Below are 12,574 nucleotides of genomic sequence, written 5' to 3'. Positions count from 1 at the left end.
AATTATCGAATGCCTATTGTGCTGCGCCAAATCTGCGAGTAACTTGGGACGTTGCGCTGGCCGCCTCCCGTCCGACCACACGAACCCAATTTCGTGAAACACCATCAATGATGTGGTGCTCACTTCTTGCGGTGTGCGAGTTTCGCTCGGGTAGGTGACCACCCGCAATTCATCAGCAGTGTGAGGTCGCGGAAGGACGCACCGTGTCAGTCTCGTCCCAAAAAGTCACCACAACAGCCCAGGTACCCGGCGCCCCGCAGCGGGTGTCGTTCGCCAGAATTCGTGAGCCCCTGGACGTACCGGGCCTGCTCGACGTGCAGACCGACTCCTTCGAATGGTTGATCGGCGCGCCGCAATGGCGGGCGCGCGCCGCCGCACGTGGCGAGAACAGCACGGCGGGCGGCCTCGAAGAGGTGCTGGCCGAACTCTCCCCGATCGAAGACTTCGCGGGCACCATGTCGCTGTCGCTGTCCGACCCTCGATTCGAAGAGGTCAAGGCCTCTATCGACGAGTGCAAAGACAAGGACATGACCTACGCGGCGCCGTTGTTCGTCACCGCGGAGTTCATCAACAACAACACCGGTGAGATCAAGAGCCAGACGGTCTTCATGGGAGATTTCCCGATGATGACCGACAAGGGCTCCTTCATCGTCAACGGCACCGAGCGCGTCGTCGTCGCCCAATTGGTTCGTTCGCCGGGTGTCTACTTCGACCAGTCCGTCGACAAGACCACCGAGAAGGACCTGCACAGTGCACGGGTCATTCCGTCGCGGGGTGCGTGGCTGGAGTTCGACATCGATAAGCGCGACACCGTCGGTGTCCGCATCGACCGCAAGCGTCGCCAGCCAGTTACCGTGCTGCTCAAGGCTTTCGGCTGGACCGCGGAGCAGATCGTCGAGCGTTTCGGGTTCTCCGAGATCATGATGTCGACGCTCGAGAAAGACCACACGGCGGGCACCGACGAGGCGCTGCTCGATATCTACCGCAAGCTGCGTCCGGGCGAGCCGCCGACCAAGGAGTCCGCGCAGACCCTGCTGGAGAACTTGTTCTTCAAGGAGAAGCGCTACGACCTGGCGCGGGTCGGTCGCTACAAGATGAACAAGAAGCTGGGCCTGAATATCGACTCGGCCACGCTGACCGAGCAAGACCTCGTCGCGATCATCGAATACCTGGCGCATCTGCGCGCGGGCGACAAGACGATGACCGCGGCGGGAGGCGTCGAGGTGCCGATCGGGGTGGACGACATCGACCACTTCGGTAATCGCCGGGTGCGCACGGTCGGCGAGCTGATCCAGAACCAGCTCCGAATCGGCTTGTCCCGCATGGAGCGAGTGGTCCGGGAGCGGATGACGACCCAGGACATCGAGGCGATCACGCCGCAGACGCTGATCAACATTCGTCCGGTCAGCGCGTCGATCAGGGAGTTCTTCGGGACATCGCAGCTGTCACAGTTCATGATGCAGGACAACCCGCTCGCCGGGCTGACGCACAAGCGCAGGCTCTCCGCGCTCGGGCCCGGCGGCCTGTCCCGGGAACGGGCCAGCATCGAGGTCCGCGATATCCACTTCAGCCACTACGGGCGGATGTGCCCGATCGAAACGCCGGAAGGTCCGAGTATCGGTCTCATCGGCTATCTTTCGGTGTTCGCGCGGGTCAATCCGTTCGGTTTCATCGAGACGCCGTACCGCAAGGTGGTCGACGGGCAGGTGACCGACGAAGTGGTCTATCTGACCGCCGATGAAGAGGAACGGTATGTCCGCGCCCAGGCCAACTCGCCGGTCGATGCCGAGGGGCGACTGGTCGAGCACAAGGTGCTCGCGCGGCGCTTCGGTGACGAGGTGGAGTTCGTCGCGCCGGTCGAGGTCGACTACATGGATGTGTCACCGCGGCAGATGGTTTCGGTGGCGACCGCGATGATCCCGTTCCTCGAGCACGACGACGCCAACCGCGCCCTGATGGGTGCCAACATGCAGCGTCAGGCGGTGCCGCTGATCCGTTCCGAGGCCCCCGTGGTGGGCACCGGCATGGAGCTACGGGCCGCGATCGACGCGGGCGATGTCGTCGTCAATGAGAAAGACGGTGTGGTGGAAGAGGTTTCGGCCGACTACGTCACCGTGATGGCCGACGACGGGACTCGCAAGAGCTACCGCCTACGCAAGTTCGCTCGATCGAATCAAGGCAACTGCGTCAACCAGCGGCCGATCATCGATGAGGGCGCGAGAGTCGAAGTGGGACAGGTACTTGCCGATGGCCCGTGCACCGAGAACGGTGAGATGGCACTCGGCAAGAACCTGCTCGTCGCGATCATGCCGTGGGAAGGCCACAACTACGAGGACGCGATCATCCTGTCGCAGCGCCTCGTGGAAGAGGACGTCCTCACCTCGATCCACATCGAAGAGCACGAAGTCGACGCTCGCGATACGAAATTGGGCGCGGAGGAGATCACCCGCGATATTCCGAACATCTCGGACGACGTGCTGGCCGATCTCGATGACCGCGGCATCATTCGGATCGGTGCCGAGGTTCGCGATGGCGACATCCTGGTCGGCAAGGTCACCCCGAAGGGCGAGACCGAGCTGACCCCGGAAGAACGGTTGCTGCGTGCGATCTTCGGCGAGAAGGCGCGCGAAGTGCGCGATACCTCGCTCAAAGTGCCGCACGGTCAATCCGGGAAAGTCATTGGTATCCGCGTGTTCTCGCGCGAGGACGACGACGATCTGCCGCCCGGTGTGAACGAGCTGGTGCGCGTGTACGTGGCGCAGAAGCGCAAGATCCAGGACGGCGACAAGCTCGCCGGTCGCCACGGCAACAAGGGTGTTATCGGCAAGATCCTGCCGGTCGAAGACATGCCGTTCATGCAGGACGGCACCCCGGTCGACATCATCTTGAACACCCACGGTGTGCCGCGTCGGATGAACATCGGCCAGATCTTGGAGACCCACCTCGGGTGGATCGGCAAGACCGGCTGGGAGGTCAAGGGCACACCCGATTGGGCGGCGACCTTGCCGGAGGAGATGCGGGCCGCCCCCGCGAACAGCAACATCTCCACCCCGGTGTTCGACGGCGCACGGGACGAGGAGCTCACCGGGTTGCTCGGCTCGACGCTGCCCAATCGGGACGGCGATGTGATGGTGGGCGCCGACGGCAAGGCCACGCTGTTCGACGGCCGCTCCGGCGAGCCGTTCCCGTACCCGGTGGCCGTCGGCTATATGTACATCCTGAAGCTGCACCACTTGGTCGACGACAAGATCCACGCCCGTTCGACCGGCCCGTACTCGATGATCACCCAGCAGCCGCTCGGTGGTAAGGCACAGTTCGGTGGTCAGCGCTTCGGTGAAATGGAGTGCTGGGCCATGCAGGCCTACGGCGCTGCTTACACATTGCAGGAGCTGCTGACGATCAAGTCCGACGACATCGTGGGCCGGGTCAAGGTCTACGAGGCGATCGTCAAGGGCGAGAACATTCCGGAGCCGGGCATTCCGGAGTCGTTCAAGGTGCTCCTCAAGGAACTCCAGTCGCTGTGCCTCAACGTCGAGGTGCTCTCATCCGACGGCCTCGCGATCGAGATGCGCGACGGCGAGGACGAGGATCTGGAGCGCGCCGCGGCGAATCTGGGCATCAACCTGTCCAGGAACGAAGCGGCCACCGTGGAAGATCTGCCCGGCTGACAACCATGCGCCGAGATCACCTGCCGGGCAGGTGATCTCGGCGCGTGATCACTAAACGTGCACGGCGGCAACCGCGTCGGTGAGCTCCGGATTCTTCGGCTTGGTGCGCGGCAGGAAGAATGCGGGCACCAGGGTGAGGATGATCAGCACCAGCGCCACGATGTAGGTGTGGCTGAATGCCGATGCGGCCTGGCTCAATCCGGTCTCCAGCACGCCGGGCGGCAGCTTGCTCGCGAACTCCGGATTGGCATTGGCCGCGATCGCCGGCTTGGCGAATTCCCGGTTGTTCAGGAAGTTGGTCAGCACCACCGAGATGGTCGCGGTGCCGATCGAACCGGCGGTCTGGTTGACGATGTTCATCAGCGTCGAACCACGGGCGACCTGCTGATGACTCAGTGTCTGGATGGCCGCGGTCATGATCGGCATCATCGTGCAACCCATGCCGAGACCCATCACGAACAGCGCGCCGAGCATCAGCGAGTAGGAGGTGTCCACGGTGAGCTGGGTGAAGAACACCGTGCTGACCGCGATCAGCGTGATGCCGACCAGCACGATCTTCCCCGGCCCGATCTTGTCGACCAGCTTGCCGGCGACCGGCATGGTGACCATCGCGCCCAAACCCTGTGGGATGAGCAGCAATCCGGCCTGCAGCGCCGATTCCCCACGGACCTGCTGCAGATACGTCGGCAGCAGCAACGCGCCGCCGAAGAACGCGATCGCGAACAGCACCATGGTGAGCACCGCGAAGGTCAGCGAGCGGTTGCGGAACAGGTGCAGATCGATCAGCGGGTGCTCGGTGCGCAGCGCGTGGAACACGAACAACACCATCAGCACCGCGCCGATGATCGCGGGCAGCAACACCTTTGTCGCTACCACCGTGCCCTCGCCGGGGATCGATGAGACACCGAACAGGAACAACGCGAGTCCGGGCGAGGCGAGCAGCATGCCGAGGAAGTCGAACGACTCCGACGGCTCCGGCTTGTCCGCGGGGAACACGACGTAGGCCAGGATCAGCGCGACGACGCCGATCGGCGCGTTGATCAGGAAGATCCACTGCCAGTGGAATTCGATCAGCCAGCCGCCGAGGATCGGGCCGCAGATCGGGCCGAGCAGCATCGGCACGCCGAGCACCGCCATCACCCGGCCGACCCGCTGCGGGCCTGCCGCGTGCGTCATGATCGTCATGCCGAGCGGCATCAGCATGCCGCCGCCGATGCCCTGGATCACGCGGAATGCGATGAGCGACTCGATGTTCCATGCGGTGGCGCACAGCACGGACCCGAGTACGAAGAAGGTCAACGCCGCCATGTACAGGCGTTTGGTGCCGAACCGGTCGGCGGCCCACCCGGTGAGCGGAATGACGGTGGCCAGCGCGAGGGTGTAGCCGGTGATCGTCCACGCCGCGATGGCGTAGCTCGTCTCGAATTCGGCTTGGAAGGTGGGCAGCGCGATGTTGACGACGGTGATGTCCAGGATCGACATGATCGCGCCGAGCACGACCACGCTCGCTACTTTCAAGACCGCCGGGTCTAGTTTGTCGGCGGTCAGGTCAGGCGCCGCTGCCTGATTATCCGGAGGTTGAGTCACCGCTTCAGCGTTCCACCTCTTCGGCTCCTACACCAGCAATTTCTCTGGTATTTCGGCAGAAGAATTTCCCAAAGCGGTCAGGGCGGCGGCTGTCGCGGCCGCGCTGGCGGGTAGCAGCGGAAGTCGGACGGCCGGGCTGGGGATGCGGCCCTGTGCCGCCAGGGCCGCCTTGATGACGGTGGGGTTCGGCTCGGCGAACAGCGCGCTGGACAGGGCGGCGAGGCGGTGACCGAGGGCTCGGGCCTCGTCGAGCCGACCGGCGCGCCAGGCCTCGACGAGGGCGGCGAAGGACCCGGCGGCGAGGTTTGCCGAGGCGAGGATGCCGCCCGTCGCGCCGAGGGCGAGCAGCGGCGAGAGGTAGATGTCGTCGCCCGCGAGGACCGCGAAATCGGCTGGGCGCGTGCCCATCAGCTCGATGGTGGCGTCGTCGATGCTGCCTACGGCGTGTTTGACGCCGATGATGTTCGGGTGTTCGGCCAGCTGGCGCAGGGTGTCGGCGCTGAGGGTGCGGCCGGTGCGGTACGGAATGTTGTAGATGATCAGCGGCACGGGGCTGGTGGCGGCGAGGGCGCGGAAGTGGGCGAGCACGCCTGCTTCGGAGGGGCGCGTGTAGTACGGGACCACGGTGAGGGCGGCGGCGACGTCCGAGCTGAGGGCCGCGACCGCTTCGATCGAGTCGCCGGTGGAATTGGAGCCCGCGCCGACGATCAAGGGGGCGTGATGTTCTCGGCACACGTGAGCGCAGATGTCGACGACTCGTTCGCGTTCGGCGGGGCTCAGGGTGGCAGCTTCCGCCGTGGTGCCGAGCGCGACGAGGCCGGTCGCGCCGTCGGCCAGGACCGAGTGGGCCAATCCTGCCAACGCGTCAGCGGCTAGCGCGCCGTCGGCGGTGAATGGCGTGACAAGGGGGACGTATAAGCCTGCGAGCGTCATAAGTATGAGCTTGACCAGCTTGAACGTTCAGGTCCAGTTCACGTTTCTACAGTCGAGCATAAGATTGACTGATGCTCGATATTCGCAAGTTGCGGCTGCTGCGCGAGCTGGCGCATCGCGAGACCATCGCGGCGGTCGCCGACGCGCTCGCCTACACGCCCTCGGCCGTTTCCCAGCAGCTCAGCGCGCTCGAACGCGAGGCGGGCGTGCCGCTGCTGGAGCGGACCGGGCGGCGGGTCACGCTGACACCGGCCGCCCGCACGCTGGTCGAGCACGCGGAGACGATCCTCGCGGTGCTCGAACAGGCGGCCGCCGAGCTGGCGACCACGCGCGCCGAACTGACCGGGACGCTGCGGATCGGCGCGTTCCCGACCGCGGTTCGGACGATCCTGTCCCCCGCGCTCGTCGCGTTGAGCCGCGATCATCCGGGACTCGAGCTGATGGTGACCGAGCTGGACCCAGCGACCGCGCCCGCCGCGTTGCGGGCGGAGACCTTGGATGTCGCGCTGGTTCAGGAGTACGACTATGTGCCCGTCGAGCCAGATCCGGCGCTGGATACCGAGCCGTTGCTCGAGGAGACCATCTATCTGGCAGCGCTTTCCGGCGATTCGTTGGCGTCTCGGCGCGAAACATCCTGGATCGCAGGCACTCCCGATACGTTGTGTCACACGATGACCGTGCGTGCCTGCCAGGCAGTGGGTTTCACGCCGCGGATTCGGCACCATGCCGACGACTTCGGCACCGTGCTCGCGCTCGTCGCGGCCGGACAGGGAGTGGCGCTGGTTCCGGAACTCGGCGCGTTGGCGTGTCCGGCGGAGGTCACGCTGACGCCGCTGGCGACGCGGCGGCGGACACTGCTGGCGTATCGGCGCGGCACCGGGGACCATCCCGCCGTGCTGGCCGCCCGCTCGGCACTGCGCGCCTCGGTCGCGGCGATCGATGCCGCGGGGTTGGCTCAGCGCAGCAGGTAGCGGCTGGTCGGGACCACGTCGATGTCGCGGTCGGCGCCGAAGGTGTTGACGCTCTTCATCAATCGATCGATGCGGCGGGTCAGTTCGGCGTTGTCGCCCGCGCTGCCATAGAAGGCGTGCGGGTCGGTGAGGGCCTCGATCGGGAACAGTTCTTCGACGATGGCCGCGATGTCGGGCGCCCCGGCGGTGACGGGTTCGAGCACGAGATTTTGGACGTAGCCGAAGGTCGCCTGGGTGGCGATGGCGACCTCGGTGTGCTGGTCGCGCCAGCGATGCAGCCAGTCGGTCTGCGACAGGGTGTCGGGTCGGCGCAGGAAGGCGAGGTTGGCCAGGCCCGGCGCCCGCTCGCGGAGCGCGACGATAGGCGGCTCGATCGGCCGCGTCTCCTCGACGCGCCAACCGGCGACGCACTGCGCGACCGAGGCGAGAATGTCTGCGACGGTGGCCGTTTCGCGTTGGCCGGGCAGCCACACGCTGACAACTGCCGCCACCGGTTTGTCGAAGGTGGTCAGCCGCAACATCGCGTTCGCCACCGCGACGTCGGAGATATTCGCCTGCACGGCAACGGTTCCGGCGGCTGCCAGGCGGGCGGTCAGCTCCTCGGCGAGGAGATCGCCGATGTTCCAGAGTGCGAACATCACCTTCATCGCGCGGCCACTTTCTGTAACAGGTTTCACTTCGGCGCAGCGTAGCTCACTCCCGTTCGGTGCCGATCGCGGTGCGAGAAACCGGCTACGGTTTGCGGTGTGAGTAGGTTGGATCATCTGGTGCTCGCGACGCCGGAGCTGGCGGACGCTGTGGCCACGGTGACGCGGTTGCTCGGCGTAGCGCCGGTCCCGGGTGGGCGGCATAGCGGTCGCGGGACGCGCAATTTTCTGCTCGGTCTCGGGGACGGTGGGTATCTCGAGATCATCGGTCCGGACGACGACCAGCCTGCGCCCGCGCTCCCACGGCCGTTCGGGGTCGATGGGTTGACCGAGTCGCGGCTGGTGACCTGGGCGGCGCGGGTGACAGACATCGATGCGGCCGTTGCCGAGGCTCGGGCGGCCGGCTACGACCCCGGCCCGGCCTCCGACATGTCCCGCGAGACGCCGGACGGGCAGGTGCTGCGCTGGCGGCTGACGTTGCCGGGCGAACACACGGGTGTGATTCCGTTCCTTATCGACTGGGGTGCGACCGCGCATCCCGCCGAGAGCCTGCCGCAGGTGACGTTGCGCGCGTTCGAGGCCGTGCATCCGGATCCCGTGCAAACCTCGGCTCGTTTGCGTGCGTTGTCGGCCGATCTCACCGTGCGTCCGGGCCTGCGACCTGGCTTGATCGCCACCCTCGACGGACCGAACGGCAGCCTCACCCTGCTCTGAATATTTGCCATCCCCTCGGGTAACCGGTCGGCACTGACCGAAGGCGGGTGGCCTGTGACGACGATATCGACCGATATTCCGGCGCGGTTGGATCGACTGCCGTGGTCGCGCTGGCATTGGATGGTGGTGATCGGGCTCGGCTCCGTCTGGATCCCGGACGGCCTGGAGGTCACCGTCGTCGGCAGCGTGGCCAGCCGGCTTTCCGAACCGGGTAGCGGCATATCCATCACTGCGGCACAGGTTTCCGGGCTCGCGGCGGCGATGTACGTCGCCGGGGCCGGCTGCGGTGCAGTGTTCTTCGGTTGGCTCACCGACAGATTCGGCCGCAAGAAGCTGTTCCTGATCACCCTCGCCGTGTACCTGTTCGCGACCGCGATGACGGCACTGTCGTTTTCGATGTGGTGGTTCATCCTGTTCCGCTTCCTCACCGGATTCGGCATCGGCGGCGAGTACGCGGCGATCAACTCCGCGATCGATGAGCTCATCCCGCGAAAGTATCGGGGGCGCATCGACATTGTCATCAACGGGACATTCTGGCTCGGCGCGGTCGGCGGTTCGCTGCTGTCCATCGTCGCGTTGAACACCAACCTGTTTCCGGCGAATATCGGCTGGCGCTTGACCTTTGCGCTCGGCGCCATCTTCGGGCTGATCATTCTGGTAGCGCGCCGACACGTGCCGGAGAGTCCGCGATGGATGTTCATCCACGAGCGCGAGGACGGAGCCGAGTGGACCGTCGCCGACATCGAAAAGCAGGTCCGCGCCGACACCGGCCGCGAGCTGGAAGACGTGTCGGATCAGCGGATCGAGATTCACCAGCGGCGCACCATCAGCTTCCGGGAGATCGCCGAGGTGATGGTGCGGCAGTATCCGAAGCGCGGCGTGCTCGGGCTCTCGCTGTTCATCGGGCAGGCGTTCCTGTACAACGCCATCACCTTCAATTACGCGCTCATCCTGTCGAAGTCGTTCCACGTGGCCGACGATCGGGTCGGGTACTACTTCGCCGTGATCTGCTTCGGCAACTTCCTCGGGCCGCTGCTGCTCGGCAAGCTGTTCGACACGGTGGGGCGCAAGCCGATGATCGCGGGCTGCTATCTCGGCTCCGCGGTGCTCTTGTTCGGCACGGCATGGCTTTTCGCGGCCGGGGCGTTGTCCGCGGTGACGCTGACCGCGTGCTGGACCGCGGTGCTGTTCGTCGCCTCGTGTGGCGCCAGCGCGGCGTATCTGACGGTGAGCGAGATCTTTCCGATGGAGACGCGCGCCATGGCCATCGCGTTCTTCTACGCCATCGGCACCGTCGCGGGTGGCGTGGCCGGACCGCTGGTGTTCTCGAAGCTGGCCGCCGACGGCGATCCGGGCAAGACCGCGCTCGCCTTCGCCATCGGGGCCGCCGCGATGTTCGCCGCCGGGCTCGTCGAGTTGGCGTATGGCGTGCAGGCGGAAGGGCGTTCGCTCGAGGACATCGCGAAACCGTTGAGCGCCGCCAAGCCTTCCTAAATTGTCTCAGACAATTTAGTCTTGAGGCCAGTTACGCCGAAGGGACACCGATGTCAGCCGCCATGCCGCACGCACCGACCCGCGCCTTCAACAGCCTCGTCACCCAGGGTTGGAATCGGCTCGCCCGGGTGTACAACATCCCCCTGGTACAGCGGGTCGCCTACCGGCCACCGCAGGACGAGATCATCGCGCAGCTGCGGCGCGACGACATTCGCCGGATAGCCGACGTCGGTTGTGGCACAGGGATTCTCGCATCACGCATCCAGCAGGACCGGAAACCCGATGTAGTGTACGGCTGCGACGCCTCCGTCGGCATGCTGCGGCAGGCGAAAGCGCGCTCCGGGCAGGTGAATTGGGTCAACCGGCGAGCCGAGGACCTCGGACTGCCCGACGGCGCGGTGGATGCCGTCGTCTCGACGCACGCCTTCCACTTCTTCGACCATCCGGCGGCACTCGCCGAGTTCCACCGAATCCTCTCCCCCGGTGGACTACTCGCGATCGTGCTGATCAATCCGCGGCACCGGTTCGCCCAGTTGTTGCAGCCCACACCGATTCAGAGCGTCGCCTACTTCCCGTCGCCCGACGAGATGCGACTGCTGGTCGAGGCGGCCGGATTCCGAGTCACCGAACAACGCGCGGTGCGCAGGCCGCTCCCCGCTCCGCTCGTGCCCGACGTGCTCACCGTCGCCCGGCGCGTCTGATCGGAGAATCGCTGTGCCACAACCCAGCTCGCCCCAGCACCGGTCGGCGCGGATCGACCGACTGCCCGCGCCCATCCCCGCCACGTGCGCCGCCCGGATCCGCTTACACACGGCCCACCGGTACGTCTGAGCCCAGCGTTTCACCAGGTCACGCCCCCTTTCTCGGCCTCGCCCCGCCTCGCTGACGAACAGTCGGTGCGCCCAGGTACTCTTGTCGACCGGACCGTGCTGCCCCAGACCCCGTCAGCCGACCGAAATTGATACTGACATCGGTCTTAGGTTGAGAGGGGCAGGTCGTTGGATCAGTCTGTTGATGTCGCACGTGGGGGCGACGAAACGTCGAGCACGGTGCTCGCCGGGGCTGCCGGGTCGGAGACGGTTCGACCGGTCGAGGAAGTGCTGGGCGCGGGACGGGCGCAGAGCGCGGGCACCTTTCGCTTCTGGCTGGCCGATCAGCGCTGGGAATGGTCCGACGAGGTCGCGATCATCCACGGCTACCAGCCCGGGGCGGTGCGGCCGTCCACCGAATTGCTGCTGTCGCACAAACATCCCGAGGATCGCGAGCAGGTGGCCAACATCATCGCCCGCACGATCGAGACGGGCGAGCCGTTCTGCAGCCGCCACCGGATCATCGACACCAAAGGGTGCGTGCACCACGTCCTCGTCGTCGGCGACGACATGGTCGACGACAACGGCACCGTGATCGGCACGTCGGGCTACTACGTCGACATCACCAACGCGCTCGAAGAAGACCGCAGGCAGACCCTCGACGGCGCGCTGCCCGAGCTCTACTCCGCACGGGCCGAGATCGAGCAGGCCAAAGGTGCGCTGATGCTCATCTACGGGATCACGGCCGACCAGGCGTTTCGGGTGCTCATCTGGCGGTCCCAGGAGACCGGGACCAAATTGCGTGCGCTGGCCACCCAGCTCGTGTCCGAGGTCACGACGCTCGACGGGCCGATGGTCGAACTGCGTACCCGATTCGACCACCTGCTACTGACCGTGCACGAACGCATGTGAGCTCAGCGCTCGAGGATCTTGCTCGGGTCGATGGAGCGGTCGACCACAGCCCGAGCAAGCTCCGGCAGCCGCCCACGGGTGTGCCGGGCGTAGCCGCGCAGCGCATCGAACGCCGCTTCCGGGTCGAGATCACCGTGCGCGGCCAACATGCCCTTGGCCTGCTCGATCACGATCCGGCTCTGCAACGCCGACTGCAACTGCCCGTTGACCGTCTTATGGTCGGCCAGCAACCGAGCCTGCAGAATCGCGATACTCGCGATATCCGCCAGCGCCTGCCCCACCAGCAAATCATCCTCGGTCAGCTGCTCCTCGCCGGCACTGAACAAATTCAGCGCACCCACCCGGTCCATCCGCAACCGCAGCGGCAGCGCATACACCGACCGAAACCCGTCCAGCAGAGCCTGTTTGGCGAACGCAGGCCACCGATCACGTGCCCCCTCGAGGTCCTCGACAATCACCCGCTCACTACTGCGATACGACTGCACACACGGCCCGTCCTGCGCCTGAATCTGCAGCAACTCCAGCCACCGCGTCGCCTCACTCGTCGAAGCCAACACCTTCAACTCACCATCCTGCCCCGCCAGCAACACCGCGGCAGTATCGACAGGTAGCAGGTCAACGGCGCGATCCAGCAACTCCTGCACCACGTCCACCGGCTCGTAATCCTCCACCAACGAGTCCGCCAGCTGCACAAACGCCTCGACCAGTCGCCGCTCCCGACTCATACCCGCCGTCTCCTTCCACTCCGCCGGGCCCCGAGGAACCCGACCCTTCCTTCTTCTCGGAATGCCCCCACTGCCCGCCACCAATCGCCCCACCCCCTCGGACCCCCGTCACAC

The 12,574-nt window shown here is 65.8% G+C and carries 10 protein-coding genes; 6 read left to right on the top strand and 4 right to left on the bottom strand.

The window, feature by feature from the left end:
• Positions 1–203: 203 nt before the first annotated feature.
• Positions 204–3,668: a DNA-directed RNA polymerase subunit beta gene (locus ABZ942_RS19910; RefSeq protein ID WP_357383952.1), complete on the top strand. Its 3,465-nt coding sequence runs from the start codon at positions 204–206 to the stop codon at positions 3,666–3,668.
• A gap of 51 nt (positions 3,669–3,719) precedes the next feature.
• On the opposite strand, the gene ABZ942_RS19905 is transcribed toward ABZ942_RS19910, so the two are convergent.
• Positions 3,720–5,255 (bottom strand): DHA2 family efflux MFS transporter permease subunit, encoded by a 1,536-nt coding sequence (locus tag ABZ942_RS19905; protein WP_357383950.1) that lies wholly within the window; start codon positions 5,253–5,255, stop codon positions 3,720–3,722.
• 27 nt (positions 5,256–5,282) lie between these two features.
• Positions 5,283–6,188 carry a 4-hydroxy-tetrahydrodipicolinate synthase gene (dapA, locus tag ABZ942_RS19900; RefSeq protein WP_357383948.1) on the bottom strand — a complete coding sequence of 302 codons (906 nt, stop codon included), beginning with the start codon at positions 6,186–6,188 and terminating at the stop codon, positions 5,283–5,285.
• A gap of 71 nt (positions 6,189–6,259) precedes the next feature.
• Here dapA and ABZ942_RS19895 point away from each other — a divergent pair, with 71 nt between their 5' ends.
• A complete protein-coding gene (locus ABZ942_RS19895; RefSeq protein WP_357383946.1) occupies positions 6,260–7,159 on the top strand; it encodes a LysR family transcriptional regulator in 900 nt (299 codons plus the stop codon).
• Here ABZ942_RS19895 and ABZ942_RS19890 read toward each other — a convergent pair.
• The gene (locus tag ABZ942_RS19890; RefSeq protein ID WP_357383944.1) at positions 7,144–7,836 is read right to left on the bottom strand and encodes a hypothetical protein; all 693 of its coding nucleotides are present in this window, start codon (positions 7,834–7,836) and stop codon (positions 7,144–7,146) included. The two genes, ABZ942_RS19895 and ABZ942_RS19890, sit on opposite strands and share 16 nt — an antisense overlap.
• Positions 7,837–7,905: 69 nt before the next feature.
• Here ABZ942_RS19890 and ABZ942_RS19885 point away from each other — a divergent pair, with 69 nt between their 5' ends.
• The 4 genes from ABZ942_RS19885 to ABZ942_RS19870 all read left to right on the top strand — a co-directional run bounded on the left by ABZ942_RS19885 (position 7,906) and on the right by ABZ942_RS19870 (position 11,735).
• Positions 7,906–8,520, top strand: a complete 615-nt coding sequence (locus ABZ942_RS19885; RefSeq protein ID WP_357383942.1) for a VOC family protein — start codon at positions 7,906–7,908, stop codon at positions 8,518–8,520.
• Between the two features lie 54 nt (positions 8,521–8,574).
• On the top strand, positions 8,575–10,014 hold the full coding sequence (locus ABZ942_RS19880; RefSeq protein WP_357383940.1) for an MFS transporter: 1,440 nt from the start codon (positions 8,575–8,577) through the stop codon (positions 10,012–10,014).
• Between the two features lie 50 nt (positions 10,015–10,064).
• Positions 10,065–10,715 carry a methyltransferase domain-containing protein gene (locus tag ABZ942_RS19875; protein ID WP_357383938.1) on the top strand — a complete coding sequence of 217 codons (651 nt, stop codon included), beginning with the start codon at positions 10,065–10,067 and terminating at the stop codon, positions 10,713–10,715.
• A 297-nt stretch (positions 10,716–11,012) separates the two neighbouring features.
• The gene (locus ABZ942_RS19870) at positions 11,013–11,735 is read left to right on the top strand and encodes a PAS and ANTAR domain-containing protein (protein WP_357383936.1); all 723 of its coding nucleotides are present in this window, start codon (positions 11,013–11,015) and stop codon (positions 11,733–11,735) included.
• Positions 11,736–11,737: 2 nt separating this feature from the next.
• Here ABZ942_RS19870 and ABZ942_RS19865 read toward each other — a convergent pair whose 3' ends face one another.
• Entirely contained in the window at positions 11,738–12,460 is a 723-nt protein-coding gene (locus tag ABZ942_RS19865; protein WP_357383934.1) for a GAF and ANTAR domain-containing protein, read from the bottom strand.
• Positions 12,461–12,574: the final 114 nt, after the last annotated feature.

The organism is Nocardia sp. NPDC046473, from assembly GCF_040645995.1.
GTDB lineage: Bacteria > Actinomycetota > Actinomycetes > Mycobacteriales > Mycobacteriaceae > Nocardia.
The sequence above is the reverse complement of the archived record's forward strand: the minus strand, read 5'-3'. Positions and strand labels throughout refer to the sequence as shown.

Bases quoted from the DNA above. Each gene is read 5' to 3' on its own strand.
- ABZ942_RS19895 (WP_357383946.1), top strand. From the start codon at position 6,260: ATGCTCGATATTCGCAAGTTGCGGCTGCTGCGCGAGCTGGCGCATCGC.
- ABZ942_RS19875 (WP_357383938.1), top strand. From the start codon at position 10,065: ATGTCAGCCGCCATGCCGCACGCACCGACCCGCGCCTTCAACAGCCTC.
- dapA (WP_357383948.1), bottom strand. From the start codon at position 6,188: ATGACGCTCGCAGGCTTATACGTCCCCCTTGTCACGCCATTCACCGCC.
- ABZ942_RS19865 (WP_357383934.1), bottom strand. From the start codon at position 12,460: ATGAGTCGGGAGCGGCGACTGGTCGAGGCGTTTGTGCAGCTGGCGGAC.